The organism is Hyphococcus lacteus (assembly GCF_041058985.1).
GTDB classification, from domain to species: domain Bacteria; phylum Pseudomonadota; class Alphaproteobacteria; order Caulobacterales; family Parvularculaceae; genus Hyphococcus; species Hyphococcus lacteus.
Genome location: NZ_JBEHZE010000001.1, coordinates 637,539 through 654,216, shown reverse-complemented (window position 1 = coordinate 654,216; position 16,678 = coordinate 637,539). Strand labels below are relative to the sequence as shown.

18 protein-coding genes and 1 tRNA gene are annotated in these 16,678 nt (G+C 52.5%); 8 read left to right on the top strand and 11 right to left on the bottom strand.

All coding sequences use genetic code 11. The features are described from left to right. Positions 1 to 56: 56 nt before the first annotated feature. The 3 genes from ABFZ84_RS03110 to ABFZ84_RS03100 form a co-directional block, all read right to left on the bottom strand. Complete coding sequence (locus tag ABFZ84_RS03110) at positions 57 to 1,376, bottom strand: hypothetical protein (protein WP_369312450.1); 1,320 nt, start codon at positions 1,374 to 1,376, stop codon at positions 57 to 59. 334 nt (positions 1,377 to 1,710) lie between these two features. Then, positions 1,711 to 2,976, bottom strand: a complete 1,266-nt coding sequence (locus ABFZ84_RS03105) for a collagen-like domain-containing protein (protein ID WP_369312449.1) — start codon at positions 2,974 to 2,976, stop codon at positions 1,711 to 1,713. Between the two features lie 264 nt (positions 2,977 to 3,240). Next, positions 3,241 to 4,104 carry a mechanosensitive ion channel family protein gene (locus ABFZ84_RS03100; protein WP_369312448.1) on the bottom strand — a complete coding sequence of 288 codons (864 nt, stop codon included), beginning with the start codon at positions 4,102 to 4,104 and terminating at the stop codon, positions 3,241 to 3,243. A gap of 200 nt (positions 4,105 to 4,304) precedes the next feature. Here ABFZ84_RS03100 and ABFZ84_RS03095 point away from each other — a divergent pair, with 200 nt between their 5' ends. After that, positions 4,305 to 5,837: a DUF2793 domain-containing protein gene (locus ABFZ84_RS03095; protein WP_369312447.1), complete on the top strand. Its 1,533-nt coding sequence runs from the start codon at positions 4,305 to 4,307 to the stop codon at positions 5,835 to 5,837. On the opposite strand, the gene msrB is transcribed toward ABFZ84_RS03095, so the two are convergent. Next, complete coding sequence (msrB, locus tag ABFZ84_RS03090; RefSeq protein WP_369314533.1) at positions 5,824 to 6,249, bottom strand: peptide-methionine (R)-S-oxide reductase MsrB; 426 nt, start codon at positions 6,247 to 6,249, stop codon at positions 5,824 to 5,826. The genes ABFZ84_RS03095 and msrB overlap by 14 nt on opposite strands. A gap of 136 nt (positions 6,250 to 6,385) precedes the next feature. Further along, complete coding sequence (gene ubiA / locus ABFZ84_RS03085) at positions 6,386 to 7,318, bottom strand: 4-hydroxybenzoate octaprenyltransferase (RefSeq protein ID WP_369312446.1); 933 nt, start codon at positions 7,316 to 7,318, stop codon at positions 6,386 to 6,388. A 199-nt stretch (positions 7,319 to 7,517) separates the two neighbouring features. Here ubiA and ABFZ84_RS03080 point away from each other — a divergent pair, with 199 nt between their 5' ends. The 7 genes from ABFZ84_RS03080 (at position 7,518) to ABFZ84_RS03050 (ending at position 13,183) form a co-directional block, all read left to right on the top strand. Next, positions 7,518 to 8,288 carry a 16S rRNA (uracil(1498)-N(3))-methyltransferase gene (locus tag ABFZ84_RS03080; RefSeq protein WP_369312445.1) on the top strand — a complete coding sequence of 257 codons (771 nt, stop codon included), beginning with the start codon at positions 7,518 to 7,520 and terminating at the stop codon, positions 8,286 to 8,288. Between the two features lie 99 nt (positions 8,289 to 8,387). After that, entirely contained in the window at positions 8,388 to 9,761 is a 1,374-nt protein-coding gene (locus ABFZ84_RS03075; RefSeq protein ID WP_407067100.1) for a glutamate--cysteine ligase, read from the top strand. A 101-nt stretch (positions 9,762 to 9,862) separates the two neighbouring features. Further along, a complete protein-coding gene (gene yghU, locus ABFZ84_RS03070; RefSeq protein WP_369312443.1) occupies positions 9,863 to 10,738 on the top strand; it encodes a glutathione-dependent disulfide-bond oxidoreductase in 876 nt (291 codons plus the stop codon). Then, positions 10,719 to 11,381, top strand: coding sequence for a DNA-3-methyladenine glycosylase family protein (locus ABFZ84_RS03065; RefSeq protein ID WP_369312442.1), 663 nt, complete (start codon positions 10,719 to 10,721; stop codon positions 11,379 to 11,381). Before yghU ends, ABFZ84_RS03065 begins: the two co-directional genes overlap by 20 nt. 173 nt (positions 11,382 to 11,554) lie before the next feature. Continuing rightward, positions 11,555 to 12,121: an HNH endonuclease gene (locus tag ABFZ84_RS03060; protein ID WP_369312441.1), complete on the top strand. Its 567-nt coding sequence runs from the start codon at positions 11,555 to 11,557 to the stop codon at positions 12,119 to 12,121. Between the two features lie 103 nt (positions 12,122 to 12,224). Further along, positions 12,225 to 13,013: a M48 family metallopeptidase gene (locus ABFZ84_RS03055; protein WP_369312440.1), complete on the top strand. Its 789-nt coding sequence runs from the start codon at positions 12,225 to 12,227 to the stop codon at positions 13,011 to 13,013. 93 nt (positions 13,014 to 13,106) lie between these two features. Further along, positions 13,107 to 13,183, top strand: a tRNA-His gene (locus ABFZ84_RS03050). Here the strand turns inward: ABFZ84_RS03050 and ABFZ84_RS03045 are convergent. The 6 genes from ABFZ84_RS03045 to ABFZ84_RS03020 form a co-directional block, all read right to left on the bottom strand. Then, positions 13,147 to 13,488 (bottom strand): hypothetical protein, encoded by a 342-nt coding sequence (locus tag ABFZ84_RS03045; RefSeq protein WP_369312439.1) that lies wholly within the window; start codon positions 13,486 to 13,488, stop codon positions 13,147 to 13,149. The two genes, ABFZ84_RS03050 and ABFZ84_RS03045, sit on opposite strands and share 37 nt — an antisense overlap. Continuing rightward, positions 13,485 to 14,201, bottom strand: coding sequence for a hypothetical protein (locus ABFZ84_RS03040; protein WP_369312438.1), 717 nt, complete (start codon positions 14,199 to 14,201; stop codon positions 13,485 to 13,487). The genes ABFZ84_RS03045 and ABFZ84_RS03040 overlap by 4 nt, the downstream gene beginning before the upstream one ends. Further along, entirely contained in the window at positions 14,198 to 14,947 is a 750-nt protein-coding gene (locus tag ABFZ84_RS03035) for a hypothetical protein (RefSeq protein ID WP_369312437.1), read from the bottom strand. Before ABFZ84_RS03035 ends, ABFZ84_RS03040 begins: the two co-directional genes overlap by 4 nt. Further along, positions 14,944 to 15,717 carry a hypothetical protein gene (locus ABFZ84_RS03030; RefSeq protein WP_369312436.1) on the bottom strand — a complete coding sequence of 258 codons (774 nt, stop codon included), beginning with the start codon at positions 15,715 to 15,717 and terminating at the stop codon, positions 14,944 to 14,946. The genes ABFZ84_RS03035 and ABFZ84_RS03030 overlap by 4 nt, the downstream gene beginning before the upstream one ends. Before the next feature lie 2 nt (positions 15,718 to 15,719). Then, complete coding sequence (locus ABFZ84_RS03025) at positions 15,720 to 16,265, bottom strand: hypothetical protein (protein WP_369312435.1); 546 nt, start codon at positions 16,263 to 16,265, stop codon at positions 15,720 to 15,722. A gap of 106 nt (positions 16,266 to 16,371) precedes the next feature. Next, positions 16,372 to 16,614, bottom strand: a complete 243-nt coding sequence (locus ABFZ84_RS03020) for a hypothetical protein (RefSeq protein ID WP_369312434.1) — start codon at positions 16,612 to 16,614, stop codon at positions 16,372 to 16,374. Positions 16,615 to 16,678: the final 64 nt, after the last annotated feature.

Sequence of the window (16,678 nt, the reverse complement as noted above, 5' to 3'; positions counted from 1 at the left end):
TTTCCGTTTCGGAAATCGACATAGTGTCGAAAAAAAATTCCGTCATGATGTGGCATTTAGCAGTTGCCACCCAGCAATCCGCCCACCGCTGAGCAGCTGCCGCCGAGGAGGTCATCGGCTGTGTCTTCCACGACGTCAACCAATCCATCCTCACCCAACAGGCCGCCTTCGCCGGCTACGCCATCATCGCCAATAAGGCCGCTGTCACCGAGTAGGCTGTCATCACCCACCAAACCGCCGCCTAAAAGGCCGTCATTGTTATTTACATCGTTCAGGATTGGCACATCTTCGAGGATGCCACCATCACCACCAACAATCGGTGCGCCAGACAACAGGCCGTCATCGCCATTGGTCAGCGGTGTGTTTTCGCCAGGCAGCGAAGGCGCACTTATGGTTGGTTGTTCGCCCAGAACAGAGCCTAGTGCATTGGTAAGATCCTCATAAGGAATAGTACTGTCGGTGCTGTGTAAAATATCCTCAGATACTGTAAGGGCACCCCCAACGGAGTTGACGGGCATTATGCCGCCCGCTTGGGTTGCGTGATCTAGAACGCCCGTTAAACCACCGCCGGACTGCTCGATGCTATCGCGCATCAGGTCATTTTCCGGACGTAAGGTCACAAAACTACCGCCGCTCAGCACGCTTACGGTCAAGCCACGCCCGGTAGTATGTTTAGGCGAAAGAATGCTTGCGCCGATGAAAGGCTGTGCCTCTGGGCTACCGATTAAATAGGCCTCGCCAATGGTTATGGTTGCAAGCGTTCCCGGGGTCGCGAGCAACCCATCGATCAAATAGACTTCGCCTTTCCCCGATTGCACAAGGGTTTGTCCGGTTTCGGCGATAACGCCGATGACCGTACCGGAGAGCGAAAGGCTGGCCGGTGTAATTTGGTCCGCGATCGCAGCGACTTTCATGCCCTCATTGGCGACCATATTCACGGTCCTACCACTTGATGTTTGAACATTGGCAAGAATAAGGGGCGCTTCGCCAGGCTTGCCGGTATTCCGTAAAAGTCCCATTCCGGCGATACCGTTCTCACCGACTAAACCGCCGGTGGCCAATGCGCCAGCCTTCCCAAGGCTGAGGCCGCCATCACTGCTTCCGCTTCGGCTGCTTTGCGTGGTTGAAGCGCTTTGTGCTGTGGCGTTACTGCTCGATGTTTCTGGCGACTGTGTGTTACGGTCTGCTCGATTGGTTTTTTCAGGCTCGGGTGATTTTGGTGTGTCGGAAGCGTCAGGATTTTCTTTTGTTGGTGTGCTGTCAATTCCAATAGAGGCAACACGCGCGGTCCCGGTTGTCGTCATGCACGCAGGCAACGTCAATGCTATTGATGTTGTAATCGCTAATCCAATGAAGGAACGTTGGTTTTTGTACATGGTGGCTCTCTTTACGTTTGGGTAAGAAATTCTCCGGTGTCGCGGCGGTGAAGTTGGTATTATTTATGAGGCCTACTGATGAATATAAGGTAAAATATCCAATGTGGTTATTTATAAAAATCAGGTAATTCTGCGCCAAACCCCAAGGAATCCGCGAATATTGGAAAGAATTAGTACGCTTTACTTTGTGGTTATAAATATTGATGAGTGCTGATTTTGGCGAAATATTAGGTGTGCTGATTACAATTTCACCTCGAAAATGGGTCAGTGTTTTTGCGTAAAGACAGCAGTCGGAGAGGCGTAGGGCATGGGCCCCTCCGACTGTGAGCGACGTTTAGCAGCCACCACCAAGTAAACCGCCGACAAGGTTGCAGCCGCCTTCTTCACCACCAAGAAGTCCGTCAACCGTGTCCTCCACAACGCCGCCTAAGCCTTCGTCTCCTAATAGGCTTTGGTCGCCACCAAGAAGCCCGCCATCACCTGTTACATCGCTAAGAAGTGGCAAATCCTCTAGGATCGCGCCTTCACCACCAATAATCGGTGCGTCTGCCAATAGTCCGGCTTCGCCGCCAACTATGGGTGCACCCGTTAACAGGCCAGCGTCCCCGCCCACCAGGCTGTCATCGCCAAGTACCGCATCAAGTGCCGCAGCGACATCTCCGTCAAGAATGGGTGTTTGCCCTTCGCCAAGAACGCCACTTGATATGCTAAGCGCGCCTTCGGCATCAGCGCTGACCGAGATGATACCGCCTGAAGGACCCGCATGATCAAGAACGCCGGTTAATCCGTCGGTTAGATGGGCAACGCCGCCGGAAAATGGCATTTCGTTTGCGCCAAGGGTCACGAGTTCACCGCCGCTCGCCAAGCCGACCGTGAGTACATCGCCGGATAATTGATCAGCTGACAGAATGCTTGCGCCAAGGAATGGTGTTGCTTCGGGGCTACCCACCAGATAGGCCTCGCCGATTGACGCGGTGATGAATTCACCCGGCGCAGCGAGAAGGCCGTCAACAAGGTAAGTCTCACCATTTCCCGATTGAACAAGGGTTTGACCTGTTGCCCCAATAACGCCGACGACTGTGCCGACTAACGCAAAATTTCCGGGAATAGCGTTGTCCGCAATAGTGGCGACCTTCATACCTTTGTGCGCAACCATATTGACGGTTTCGCCGCTTGCGGTCTGAACGCCTGCAAGGACGACCGGTGCAGAGCCCATTTTGCCGGTGTTTGCCAAAAGGCCAGTGCCTGCGATGCCGTTTGGCCCCACAAGTCCACCCGTCGCAAGTGCACCTGCTGCGCCAAGGTTGAAATTCCCGTCATTGCCGTTTTTGCCCTGTGGTCCTTGAGCGCCCTGTGCACCTTGTGGCCCCTGCGGTCCCTGTGAACCCTGTAGCCCTTGTGCGCCTTGCGGGCCAGCTGCACCGGTTTCGCCTTGCGGTCCTTGTGCGCCGTCGGCACCTGCTGGGCCTGGCTCGCCTTGAATGCCTTGTGTACCTACGGTGGCGACACGGTGTGTTTTGTGCGATGTGCACGCAGGTAAGGTAAGTGCGAGCGCCGCTGACGCGGCGAGCAGGGTTTTTATTTTATATTCCGTGTGCATTGTAACTCTCCCAAATGCGTCAAAAAATGCGGCAACGCCGCAAGTCAAACTGCTGAACGATGGAGAGAATTAGATAAACGGACCGAATTAAATCAAAGTCAAACCGTATACAGAATTATGCGTTACTTTTCCACTTTGGGATATGTTTTTCGCAAAGCAGGAAGCTGAATTCTGATTTGTGAAACGATTTCCGCATAGGGGAATATTGCACAAAAAAAGCGCGACATTTTTCAATGTCGCGCTTTGACGGATTATGTCTGACTTCTATTCGGTCTTTTCCATATAAACTGAACGGCAAGGATAGGGGATAGAGACCCCTTCGGCATCAAAGCGTTCTTTTACAGCTTTGGTAAGGGCCCATTTTACGGGGAAATAGTCATCGCGATCGACCCAGACGCGTGTAAGTATGTTAACCGAACTATCGCCCAAGCTATCGACAGCGATGGTTGGTTCCGGGTCGGTTTTCCCGCGTCCGTCTTTTTCGATTTCCTCTTTGATCAACGCCATAGCTTTATTCAGGTCGTCATCATAAGAAACACCGAATAGAAAATCGACACGACGGGTCGTAAACCCGGCATAGTTCGTGATGACATCGTCAAAAATCATTCCATTGGGGATGATCAACTTTTTATTGTCCGTGGTCGACATTTCTGTGGTGAAAAGGCCGATATGTTTGACTGTGCCCGAAACCCCAGCCGCTTCGACAAAGTCGCCCACATCAAAAGGCCGAAACCCGAGCATCATTACGCCAGAGGCCACATGACCGAGCGTGCCTTGTAATGCCAGACCAATGGCGAGGCCAGCGGCACCAATAACAGCGGCAAAACTTGTTGTGGGTACGCCAAAAACCCCAAGCGTCGTTATTATGACCAGCGCAATTAGTCCATAATGAACAAGACTCGACAGAAAGCCCGACAAGGTTTGATCGACTTTACCCGATCGGGTTATGCCCGCTTCCACGAGTTTCTTGATTCTTCCCGCGAGCCATAGCCCGACGATCAAAACAATCAATGCGCCAACAACGCTTGGTAAATAAGCGGCAGCTTTTTCGACCATGCCATGAATGAATGTAACCGCGACGTTCAGCTTTTCCGAGGGGTCACCCGCTCCGCCAGTTCCGTCTTGCATAGATAGTATCTCCTTTTACTCATCGCGGGCGTCATAAACCGAACTGCCCCTTGAACCAATAGGTTGAAATGACAGACGGCCTTTACATCGGATATGATGAAAATCGCCCGCAATTCCGCATTTGGTGCATAGATATCCACCAACGGCACAGCGCCTCTAAGGTTCCGGACAATATTTTTTAGCGTCAATCGGAGCCTCAAATGGAGCAATCACCGCGTCTTTCGCTTTCTTATGTTCAGCCAAATCAGGCGCAAAAGCATGTAACCGTGAATGAAACCTTTCGCAGGCTGGACGCTTTGACCCAGATGACAGTTCGTTCACGGATGGTATCAGTTCAGCCAGTATCGCCCAATGATGGAGATTTTTATATTCTGCCAATAGCGACCGGCGACGCTTGGGACCTTTATGATGTGGGTGACCTTGTCGGGTTTCAGGACGGTGCCTGGATGCGGATTATACCGGTTGAGGGGATGCGCGCTTGGGTCGCTGATGAAGATGTGTTTGTGATTTTTGATGGGACCGCGTGGAACGCGTTGTCAGGGGGTGGTGCCGAAAGTGCCGCGCGGTTTGGCGTTAATGCAACGGCGGATCTGGTGAACCGCCTGTCCGTAAAATCCGATGCGATACTTTTTAATTATGATGATGTGACCCCCGGTTCGGGTGATTGCCGCGTGAACATCAACAAAGATGCGAGCGGCGACACGGCATCGCTTTTGTTTCAGGTGGGCGCTTCGGGCCGTGCGGAGTTTGGCCTTACGAGCGATGATGATTTCCACGTTAAAGTATCCGCTGACGGATCAACATGGGATGATGCCATGATCATCGATAAAGCCAATGCGAATATAGGGTTGGGCGTCGCTCCATCGACGAAACTGCATATTCTAGGTGAAGCGGGCACCAATCCTGCGGATGGCGATATTCATCTGGAAAAGGACGGCGGATTTGCGTTGGTTGTTTTGTCTGAATATTCGAGCGCCAGCCCATCGGGCTCTGCGTTTTCGATCCAGCGACGGGCACGCGGTACGCGGTCCTCTCCGACAGCGGTGCTTGAGGATGATTGGTTGGGCGGATTTTCGTTTCGCGGCTATGCTGACGGCGGTTTTCAACAACGCGGGTTGATTAGTGGAATCGTTGACGGGACCGTCAGCGGCAGCAGTGTTCCTGTCGCACTTAGTTTTCATACTGGCGTCACGGGATTAAACGAACGTATGCGGATTTCTTCTGATGGAGGGATTACAATAGGCAGCCCCACCGGGGCGAGCAAAGGGGTCGGAACAATCAATGCCGAGGCCGTCTATGATGACAATGTGCTGTTGAGTTGTTACGTTTTTGACCAAGTTTTAGAGGGCCAAATCGATATAGCAAAATGGGACGCCAAAGTCCCAAATCGAATGCGCGTTGCCGAACATGATTTGGAAACGGAGTTAAAACCGGCGCAGCAGGTTAAGCGACAGCATAACCCCATGCGCAAATTCAAAGCGCGAATAGGCGGCGAGTATGACCCTCTGACCCTTGATGGTTATGCGCGCCATTGGAAGGAAAAGCGCCATTTAACGGCTATGCCTGATGAGGCGAATTTTAACCCCGAGCAGGGTTTGCCCGCAGGCGCGTGGGTTCAGCGTCTGATCGAGACTGCAGAAATCCACGCAGTTTTGATCGAGACGCTCAATCAAAAGATAAAAGCACTAGAAGAGGCTTCGCCCGGAAGAAGCGGAATAATCAGGCCGGTTTAAAGGTTAAGGCAACGCCATTACTGCAATAACGCAAACCGGTCGGTTCTGGTCCATCCTTGAACACATGCCCTTGGTGGCCGCCACAGCGCGCACAATGATATTCGGTACGCGGGATAATCAGCTTGATGTCTGTTTTCGTGCCAAGGGCGTCGGGGATGTAATCCCAAAAAGAGGGCCATCCGGTGCCGCTTTCAAACTTGGTGTCTGACTTGAACAAATCATATCCACATCCAGCACAGGCGTATGTGCCGTCGCGTTTTTCATCATTTAGCGGGCTGGTGCGGGGGCGCTCCGTCGCTTCTTTGCGCAACACGGCAAAGGCCTCTGGCGACAGGCGCTCTTTCCATTCGCTATTGGAGAGCTGCCATTTTTCATAATCCGGGATCTTCGAAGTATCGGGTGATTTTGCCATGGCTTGTTCCTTTGTCTGGACACCGCACCCTGCCGCCGTTCCTAAAAGGCCAAGTGTCAGGTGCCGTCGGGTCAGTTGAGTCATGGTGCGCATCCTTTGTCGCTCGTCGCAACCAACAGTTTGCCTCGCAAATCGTTCAGAGCAAATGTATGATCCGTTCACATATAGGTGCGAATAGCAGCAACAGGCCCGTATCGCGGTTAGATTTAAACAATCTCAAGCAATTGTGACTGTCGTGGATGTCGAGTGTTTTGATTTGCCAGATGAAATGCGCTGCTGCCGGAAAGAGCGCCACATAATAAAATGGGTGCGCATTGATGAAAATGCCCGAAACCGCAAAACCCAACAAGGTGAGACCAGCGAACCCCACCAACCAGTTCGGCGTTGCTGCGCCAAGTCGCAGGGCTGTGGATTTGACACCGATCAGTGCATCATCCTCCGTATCCTGATGGGCGTATATGGTGTCGTAGAACAACGTCCAGAAAACCCCTGCGGCATAAATCGCAAACGCTTCTGGCGCGAGCGTCCCGGCGGCTGCCGCAAACCCGACCAATGCGCCCCAATTAAACGTGAGGCCCAGCCAAGCCTGCGGCCAATAGGTAATCCGCTTCATGAATGGATAGCCCGCGACCAACACCAAAGAGCCGAGACCGAGCAGCACTGTAAAGCCGTTGAACTGCAAAAGGACCGCAAGACCCACAAGACACAAAAACGCCAGAAAGGCCCATGCTTTTTTGACGCTGATTTGCCCCGAGGGGATTGGGCGCAGGGCCGTTCGGGCAACTTTGGCGTCAAAGTCACGATCGACGATATCGTTATAGGCACAGCCCGCGCCGCGCATCACATATGCGCCGACGGCAAAAAGGAGCGGATACCAAAACAGGTTGCTCCCTTCATGACCGGCCGCGGCGGCCAGCGCCAACCCCCATAGGCATGGGATCAGCAATAGCCATGTGCCGATAGGGCGGTCTGCGCGCATCAACCGCAAATAAGGGCGGATGGTTTTGGGGGTGTGATCGACCCAGTTATTGGGCGCAGTGTCGGGTGTCGAGGGGGCGGAATCTGTCATGACCGATCTCTAGCGCTCAATGTCGGCGTGATAAAGCATTCCGTTCATCCTGCGCGTTCGTCATTTCGTAGGCGATCCGGAATCCAGCAATGATGAAAGAGATAATGCGTCTGCTTTTTAACCGCTATGCGCACATACAAGAAATATTCTGTGCGCAAATGCCATTTTCTCAGCGACAAAATTTCTCTAAAGGTTTTCCATGATTCCGCGGTTATATATTGATATGCCAATCACGTCGGGTGCTGTCCTGCCCCTGACGGCCGAGCAGGCCCACTATTTGCGCAATGTGTTGCGCCGGGCTGAAGGCGATCCTTTGTGCTTATTCAATGGGCGCGATGGTGAGTTTACCGCAAAAATTGGCGATTTGAAAAAACGCGGCGGTGTCGCGATTGCCGCAGAGCAGTCGCGCGAGCAAATGAGCGAGTCCGATCTGACGCTTTATTTTGCACCGGTGAAGCGTGGTCCGCTTGAGATGATTTTACAAAAGGGAACAGAAATTGGGGTCGCTCGATTTGTGCCTGTTCTAACTGAGCGCACCATCGCCCCGAAGCTCAACCTTGATCGGTTACAAGCCATCGCCACAGAGGCGGCTGAACAATGCGAGCGAATGAGCGTTCCTTCTGTGGACGAACCAGTCAAATTCGCCAAATTGATCGAAGGGTGGCCGCCGGCCAAGCGCTTATTGTTCTGTGACGAAGCTGGCGATACGCCGCAAGAAGAGTGGGGTGGCCGCGAAGGTCGCGCACTTCCAATGTTAGAAGCGCTAAAGAAAGTGGATAGCAAAACTGATGAATGGGGCGTGCTGACCGGGCCGGAAGGCGGGTTTTCATCAGATGAGCGTACAACGCTGCGTGCACAAAGTTTTGTAACCCCGGCCACTTTAGGCCCCCGAATTTTAAGAGCCGACACGGCGGCAATCGCCGCATTAACCCTTTGGCAAGCGGCGATGGGTGATTGGCAAACACGTTAACGTCGCGAGAGCGTGATCAGGTCAAGGCTTGGCGTGATGCGCTCGGCCCTATAGAGCGGCATGAACTGGGCATTGCGCCTTGAAGAGTTGGAGAGAAAAGTGACAACCGCCAAGGAAACAACCGGCTCCGCGCCGCGTATCGAATCGCTGGAGCAACTGGCGCAATATATTGCAGCCGGCGAAAAGCCAAAGGATCAGTGGCGTATTGGTACTGAACATGAAAAATTCGTGTTCTGTCGTACGACGCTTGAGCATGTCCCCTATGAGGGCGAAAACGGTATTCGCGCCATTCTCGAAAAGCTGAGCGAAGAAACGGGCTGGTCAATCATCGCCGAAGGCGGCCTTCCCATTGGTCTTAAAGGTGATGGTGCCAGTGTTTCACTGGAACCAGGCGGTCAGTTAGAGCTGTCTGGTGCGCCGCTGGAAAACATTCACGAAACTTGCGACGAGGTGCATCGGCACCTTGATGCAGTGAAAAAAGTTTGTGACCCGCTGGGTGTTGCGTTTCTAGGGATGGGCTTCACGCCCATTGCGACGCGTGCAGAAATTCCGAAAATGCCAAAGTCGCGCTATGACATCATGCGGCGCTACATGCCAAAGGTCGGCGACCTTGGTCTTGATATGATGCACCGGACATGCACAGTTCAGGTTAATCTGGATTATTCCTCTGAAGCGGACATGGTCAAAAAATTTCGCACCTCGCTTGCGCTACAGCCAATAGCGACAGCGCTTTTTGCGAATTCGGGCTTGTATGAAGGAAGGTCATCTGAATACGCATCATATCGTGCACATATATGGACCGATACTGACGCTGATCGTACGGGGTTATTGAACTTCGTGTTTGAAGACGGCTTCGGTTATGAGCGCTATGTTGATTACATGCTCGATGTGCCGATGTATTTTATTCGCCGCAATGGAGAATATCTTGACGCGGCGGGGCTATCGTTCCGTGATTTCCTCAAAGGCGAGCTTTCGATTCTGCCGGGCGAAAAACCAACGATGGATGATTGGGAAGACCATATGTCCACAGCGTTTCCAGAGGTCCGTCTAAAGAAATTTTTGGAAATGCGCGGCGCAGATGGTGTTCCTTGGGCTGGTATTTGCGCACTGCCGGCATTTTGGGTCGGGCTACTTTATGACGATGCGGCGCTAGCGGCCGCGTGGGATGTGGCCAAGGGTTGGACCACAGAGATGCGTGAAAAATTGCGGCTGGATGCGGCACAATATGGCCTAAAGGCAGAAATAGATGGCCGTTCGGTTCAGGATGTTGCCTTGGAGATATTGGATATCTCGCGGTCGGGTCTCCGGTCACGGGCGCGCATGGGCAACCTTAAAGAAGACGAGACAACTTACCTAGACCCAATGGTGAAGATCGCAAAAAGCGGAATTACAATGGGCGAGGCGACCGCTAAGTATTTTCTTGAAGATCTTGGTGGAGACGCAAAAAAGTTGTTTGAAGAAAAGAAATATTGAGGACTGGCGCAGAACAAAACTTACGTCCTCACGCAAATGCGAATTTCATCTTGGTTTTGTCGCCCTAAATACGAGCGACAACGCAAGAACAGGAGAGGTCGATGCCGAATGCTTATACGCCGCCGAAAATTTGGACATGGGATTCAGAAAATGGTGGTCAGTTTGCCAACATAAATCGCCCGACCTCCGGTGCGACTCATGAAAAAGAACTGCCGAGGGGGCGTCACCCGTTCCAGCTTTATTCCATGGGCACACCCAATGGCGTCAAGGTGACGACGCTATTTGAAGAGCTTTTGGAAAAGGGGGAGGCGCGGGCCGAATATGACGCGTATTTGATCAATATCGGTAATGGCGACCAATTCGGTAGTGATTTTGTTGACATTAACCCGAACTCAAAAATCCCTGCACTGATGGATTATTCCGGTGATAAACCGGTACGCATTTTTGAATCGGGTGCAATCCTTCTTTATCTAGCAGAAAAATTTGATGCATTTTTGCCGAGCGATCCTGCTTTACGACCAGAGATGTTGTCATGGTTATTTTGGCAAATGGGCAGCGCGCCCTATCTTGGTGGTGGCTTTGGGCATTTTTACGCTTATGCCCCAGAGAAATTTGAATATCCAATCAACCGTTTTTCGATGGAAGTGAAACGCCAGCTTGATGTACTTGAAAAGAATCTGGCTGACCGACGATATATGACGGGTGATGATTATACCATCGCAGATATTGCGATTTTCCCTTGGTATGGTTGGATGGCGCTTGGGTTGTTGTACGATGCCGCCGAATTTCTACAGGTCGAAGAGTATAAAAATCTACGGCGTTGGGCTACGGAAGTTTCGGAACGTCCAGCAGTGAAACGTGGGCGGATGGTCAATCGAACCTTCGGCAAACCGGAATTACAATTACACGAACGTCACGATGCTCGTGATTTTAACACCAACACGCAAGATAAAATTGGTGTGCCCGATTCCGAATAAGCCATTTGCTGAAGCGCTTGATGCCTTCGGCGATACGCGCGCCGCATGTGCAGTGCTTGCACGAAAAGACAAAACCCTTGCGCGGGCGCTTGATGCGATTGGTGCGCCATATATCCGCCGTCGTCCGGGCGGGTTCGGGGCATTGTTTCGGATCATCGTCGAACAACAAGTGTCGGTCCCGAGCGCGCAAGCGATCTGGGCGCGATGTCAGGCGGGGATGGAATGTCATAACCCTGCGTCGCCACTTCGTTTGGGTGAGAGTGAGTTGCGCAAATTTGGGCTATCAACGCCAAAGGCACGCTATGTTATGGCGCTCGCTGAGGCGTGGGTAAGTGGCGCAATCGATGAACGCACTTTAAGCCAAATGAGCGACGAAGATGCGGCCACTGCGTTGCAGCAGGTTAAAGGAATAGGCCCATGGACGGCGGCGATATATCTGTTGTTTTGTGAAGGGCGCGTTGATGTCTGGCCGCGCGGCGATGTGGCGTTGTTGGGTGCTTATCACGCTGCGCGCCTTCGTGGGCCACGCCCCGATATGAAACAGTTTGATGCGCGCGCAGGAAAATGGGCACCCTATCGCGGTGTAGCAGCCCATATTTTATGGACTTATTACGCCCATATCCGCGGGCGCACACCGATTTAAACGGGTGTTGCGAAAATATCCCCTAGACTGTCAAACTTCTGTCATGCAGAATCAGCTATAGATGTTCTGTACAAGATTGGTTTATTCTTTCCCGACAGCAGGGGAGTTCCCGCTTTCAGAGTAACGAGTTGGCATTTTTGTTTTGGTGATCTTATCGCAGAGGGGCGTTGCTGATGTCCGTTGCGCAACGCTCCCCTGATGCATGTCCTGCACTTGTTCTGAATGCGGACTTTAGGCCGCTTAGTTATTTTCCGCTCTCGCTATGGTCGTGGCAAGACGCGCTCAAAGCAGTATTCCTTGATCGTGTTGATGTTGTTGCACAATATGATACCAGCGTGCACAGCCAAAACTTTGAAATGCGACTACCATCGGTGGTGTCGCTAAAGACTTTCGTGAAACATTCCCGCGCGCCGGCGTTTACGCGATTTAATGTTTTCTTGCGCGATAGTTTTGCCTGCCAATATTGCTCATCGACTGAGCGTGATGCGCTCACCTTTGATCATGTTGTGCCGCGCTCTCAGGGGGGGCGGACCACATGGGAAAATATTGTCGCCGCCTGTAGCGCCTGCAACATTCGCAAAGGGGGCCGTACACCTCGCGAAGCCAAGATGTTCCCGGCGCGTGAGCCACTTCGGCCTTCCATGTACGAGCTGAATGAGCGGGGCCGGGCTTTCCCGCCGCACTATCTCCATGAAAGCTGGCAGGATTTTCTCTATTGGGACTGCGAGCTCGAGCCTTAGAGAAAGTTCCCCAACATTCGGAACCATTTCGCCGCAAATCGAATTTGTGCCAGCGCGTTTGCTGGCTTATGGTTAATCATGAGTTTTAACAAAGGGGATTTTGATGAGCGACAAATTTCAGGTTCTTGATCACAAAGTGACCATGTCGCGGCGCGGCTTTGTACAGGCTGCTGCAGCCGGTAGCATCGTGGTTCTAACGCCGGGCTGCGAAACCGTCTCGCAGGCATTCACGCCTGATAGTGCGCAAATGGCCCAGCTTGCTTCATCAGCGTGGACCGACCTCAAGGCACAACAACCCACGACCAATGACCCGCGCTATGTCTCCCGCGTTAATCGCGTTATGCCCAAAATTATCGCGGCAGCCGGTGATAGTCCCGCCGGCTGGGAGGTGGCGGTGTTCGCCTCTGACGAATTGAATGCGTTTGCGCTGCCCGGCGGTAAAATTGGTTTTTATACCGGTATTCTCGATCTGATGGAGAATGATGCCCAAATCGCAACAGTCATGGGGCATGAGGTCGCTCATGTGAAATTCAACCATTCGGGCCAGCGTTATGGCCGCACGGCGGCGACCCAAGCCGGTCTTGGTGTTGCCCAGGTCGCGCTAGGCGGCGGTGGTCAGGGCTCACAGGTCGCGCTACAGGCGCTTGGCCTTGGTGCACAATATGGTGTGATTTTGCCGTTTTCACGCCAGCACGAGCTAGAAGCCGACAAATATGGCCTGCGTTATATGCACCGCGCTGGGTACAACCCCAACGAAGCCGTGCGTTTTTGGGAAAAGATGTCCGCTAAGAAATCTGGCTCAACTCCCGAATTTTTGGCGACACACCCCAATGATGCCACGCGGATCGCGCAGCTCAAGCGCGAAATCGCCCTCTTGGGTGCTGGCTCATAGGGCATTTGCTTTTTCTGGGCGAAACTTTATGAAAACTGACGCTTCCCCGCTTGAATTAGCGGGGGGCCGCGCGTAGGTTCCGCGCCTTCATAAGCCGCCTTAGCTCAGTTGGTTAGAGCGCTAGATTGTGGATCTAGAGGTCGGTGGTTCGAGACCACCAGGCGGTACCATTTCCCTTTTTCAAAATGCGATGGCGGTCAAAATCTGGACTGGTGAGCAAGCGGTCGGTGGCGTTTATGCTTTCAGTCACGGCGTCGTAATAACTGATCAACCCGCGAGCCGCTCCCAAATCCTGTTCAAGATCAGCGATGAGGTGGACGGTGTAATCGGCACCTATGCGTGCGTCGGCCCGCGCATCGTTCCAGTTCGCGACTTGAATGCCGAGAAACACGCCCATGACGACGATCATGGTCTCGACAAGGACCGTGAACCAGTCCTGTCGGCGAAAAGCGGTGGCGATGCGGCGAAGGATCATTGCGTCACCTGTTCGTTTGTGGTTGTGACACCCAGCTCTTCGCGAAGCGCATCCCGTAAATGATAAAATTTCGCCAAGCGTTCGCCGTCGGGGCCATGTGAATAGATTTGAGACGTGTCGCGCATATTCACGAAACAGTTGCTCAGTCGCCGTAGGTCCGTCGGTTCCTCACTGATGGGCCTTTTCAATTCCCGGTCCCAATAGACATCGAAGCACTGTGCATCGATCGCGTAGGTATTTTGGTCGAGTTGCAAGCCAGCCTCCGCCAGCATCGGCAGGTAGGAACCGTAAATCGTGCGGATCATTTCCTTCAGTTCATCCGGGATTGCGACGAGCAACCCGTCTGCTTCCATGACATCATAGATGGTGTCGCGAGCGTAGAGCGTTTGATTGTGTGCTACGCCAACGGCCAGCTTTTCTGCGATCAGCTCATAGGAAGGCGTTTGTTTGGCCAATTCAGCGATAGCCACCGTAAATGCGTCAATCCGCACTTGTTGTCGCGACCTGACCAGTTCGATCCGATTGATATCGCCTTCGAGATCATCCAGTAAAAGCAGAAGCGATTCCTGCGCAGCGTGCGCTCTATCTCGCGTTTCACGAACATCATTAAATATAAGGCCCAGATATACACCAAAAATGACGATCAGCATTTCGATCAGGACCGTGAACCAGTCCTGCCTGCGGAAAGCGGTAGCGATGCGGCGAAGGATCATTGCTCTTCTATTCCTTCGCTCAGTGTAGCAAGATAATCATCAAGCGCCTTTTCAACTTCTCTCAGATAGTTGACATAGATTTTTTGCAAGACGGCTACGTTGGCCGCGAGAGCCACTATTTCGGTATCTCCGCAAATATTTTCAGGAGTCAGCAACTCATAGCTGTTGGCATCGTAGCCAACTGAAGCTCCCCAATCCATTTCACCGCGGCCTGTTAACGATACCCCGGCCGCTCTATGCGCTTCCTGATTGGCGTTTTGTTTCACGCTTACATATCGTTGCCATTGGCGATCGATAAACTCCATTTCATCCGTAATCGTTTGAATGCCAGTCCGCACACCCGCAGATTGAATGTGTGCCATACTGCCTGTTTCCATCGCCTGCTCGGCGTTGGACAACGAAAATCGCGGCGGCGGAAAATCCGATATGCCAATGATTAGGATAGTCAATTCGTCGCCCATAGCTATGCAGGTCTCTTTGTCCTTTAGTGCAAGGGCGAGTTGAAATGCGTTATTGTAAATCTCTTGATGAAATTCTTTATAACGCGCCATTTCGCTGCGCGTTGTGGTCGCTTCAGAAACCATCCGCGTCATCAAATCAGCCACTTGCGCATTGCTTTGTTGCGCATCATTCCAATTCGCGACCTGAATACCGATGAAGACGCCGACAACGACGATGATAAAATCGAGAAAAACCGCAAACCAGTTTTGTGCTTTGACGTGTTCGGTGATGCGGCGCAGGATCATGGCGTCATCCCCTCACGGCGGTCGATGGCGGCTAGAGTTTCGGAAGCCGCCTCCTGTAGTGCGCTGGTCTGTGTATTACCTACCACGCGCGCGACGCTCGTCCATTCGCGCAATGTCGTCGCTATATCCGGATGAGCGAGTATCTGCGCGACCCGTTCGGGATCAATATAGAGTTCGCCTGGTGGCGGTGCGCAGGGGTGCCGATATTCTTCCATGCCGCCTGACTGCACAAAACAGGCGTCCCAATATGCATCCTGCCATGCGATCGGCATCATGTTACGGACGAGTGCCCGGTAATGCGGCGGCGTCTCGAGGGCGACACCGCCTCGATGGCTTATATTTTTATAGGTTTCCACCGCCTCGATGATTCGCCGATCTCTGGGCAGCCCTTCGCGCCGCAATTCGTCATAGGTTGTCCAGTTCACCAGCATGCGCTGCCATTGCGAAGCGTGCATGAGATCTACAATGATCGGCCAACAGTCACCGGTACAGGTCGGTTCCTCTCGCTCAATCAGTGCAAGAATGCGGCGCGCGGCATCCCCGCCGACTGTCAAGCCTTCGCCAACCGCATGCGCCATGGCCGCATTGTGGACCACTTCTTCGCGCAGCTCCTGAATCAAAATGCGCTCGCGCTCAGCGAACCCTCGTGCGTCATTCCAGTTCGACACCTGAATACCGATGAAGACCCCGACAACGACAATGACAAAGTCGAGCGCAACGGCCGTCCAGTTTTGTGCTTTGACGTGTTCGGTGATGCGGCGGAGAAGCATTATTATTCCTTACCCGTTGTTTCCGGCGCACGTAGGCGGGTTTCGTCTAGATAAGTGACGATGAACTCGGAATCGACACTCAAGATAATGGGATCGGCAATGTTAAACATCGGTGTACCCTCCCATCCGGGCATTTGCCTCTTCCACCAGTTCTTGCCGAACCTGCTCCCAAAATAAAATGGTGCAGTATTCCGAATATGGCTTTCCACTCGGGCCATTGTCGTCAATCCGTCGGCCTCCATTTGAAGGAGGTTGTCCCATTGCAACGTGACCGCCGCCAGATGTGAATCAACGATTCTAATTTCAGTATCAGTCATGGATTCAGGTGCGTGCACGGATTTTGTCCATGCAGCAGCTGTTTCTGGTGAGGCTAGACTTAATTCAATATTGGCAAGTTGATTGTTTTTATCAGCCTCTAGTGCCGCACGAGTCAAAGCAGCATTTTGTTGAACCTCAATGATCAGAATGATTAGGCCTAGCACAACACCTAAATTCGCTCCGAGGGTCAGCCAACCGTTGACCCGGTCAATCTTATTATTAGCGGTCATTTCTTTCCCCGTGCCTTGTTTCTCTGCGGCGTGTTTTTGCTCAATAGGATAAACGCCCGCCTGTTGAGTGACCCGAATATAAGGTGCGGTGGCGAAGCAAAGTATGTTAACTTTTAATTTCGACTCGGATCAGTCGAACGGATTCATTTTCAAGCAGAATTTCGTGATTATTTGGTGCGGCAATGGCAACATCAAGGTTGGATTGCCATTCATCCGGATTTCCAGTTTCGTAGCCTAATACGTTTTTCTGTTCTGCGGGTGTCGGTATTCCTTCGGCTTTTGTGTGCGAAGTGAACGCAAGTGCCGCAAGCAGACACGCAAAGGTCCGGATGTAAGATTGAATTTGCATAGTTCCCCCCTTGGCCGCAGTAGGGAATAGCGCTGCGGACCGTCGATAAATCTATGGGTGCTTA

Bases quoted from the DNA above. Each gene is read 5' to 3' on its own strand.
- ABFZ84_RS03110 (WP_369312450.1), bottom strand. From the start codon at position 1,376: ATGTACAAAAACCAACGTTCCTTCATTGGATTAGCGATTACAACATCA.
- ABFZ84_RS03105 (WP_369312449.1), bottom strand. From the start codon at position 2,976: ATGCACACGGAATATAAAATAAAAACCCTGCTCGCCGCGTCAGCGGCG.
- ABFZ84_RS03100 (WP_369312448.1), bottom strand. From the start codon at position 4,104: ATGCAAGACGGAACTGGCGGAGCGGGTGACCCCTCGGAAAAGCTGAAC.
- ABFZ84_RS03095 (WP_369312447.1), top strand. From the start codon at position 4,305: ATGGAGCAATCACCGCGTCTTTCGCTTTCTTATGTTCAGCCAAATCAG.
- msrB (WP_369314533.1), bottom strand. From the start codon at position 6,249: ATGGCAAAATCACCCGATACTTCGAAGATCCCGGATTATGAAAAATGG.
- ubiA (WP_369312446.1), bottom strand. From the start codon at position 7,318: ATGACAGATTCCGCCCCCTCGACACCCGACACTGCGCCCAATAACTGG.
- ABFZ84_RS03080 (WP_369312445.1), top strand. From the start codon at position 7,518: ATGATTCCGCGGTTATATATTGATATGCCAATCACGTCGGGTGCTGTC.
- yghU (WP_369312443.1), top strand. From the start codon at position 9,863: ATGCCGAATGCTTATACGCCGCCGAAAATTTGGACATGGGATTCAGAA.
- ABFZ84_RS03060 (WP_369312441.1), top strand. From the start codon at position 11,555: ATGTCCGTTGCGCAACGCTCCCCTGATGCATGTCCTGCACTTGTTCTG.
- ABFZ84_RS03055 (WP_369312440.1), top strand. From the start codon at position 12,225: ATGAGCGACAAATTTCAGGTTCTTGATCACAAAGTGACCATGTCGCGG.
- ABFZ84_RS03045 (WP_369312439.1), bottom strand. From the start codon at position 13,488: ATGATCCTTCGCCGCATCGCCACCGCTTTTCGCCGACAGGACTGGTTC.
- ABFZ84_RS03040 (WP_369312438.1), bottom strand. From the start codon at position 14,201: ATGATCCTTCGCCGCATCGCTACCGCTTTCCGCAGGCAGGACTGGTTC.
- ABFZ84_RS03035 (WP_369312437.1), bottom strand. From the start codon at position 14,947: ATGATCCTGCGCCGCATCACCGAACACGTCAAAGCACAAAACTGGTTT.
- ABFZ84_RS03030 (WP_369312436.1), bottom strand. From the start codon at position 15,717: ATGCTTCTCCGCCGCATCACCGAACACGTCAAAGCACAAAACTGGACG.
- ABFZ84_RS03025 (WP_369312435.1), bottom strand. From the start codon at position 16,265: ATGACCGCTAATAATAAGATTGACCGGGTCAACGGTTGGCTGACCCTC.
- ABFZ84_RS03020 (WP_369312434.1), bottom strand. From the start codon at position 16,614: ATGCAAATTCAATCTTACATCCGGACCTTTGCGTGTCTGCTTGCGGCA.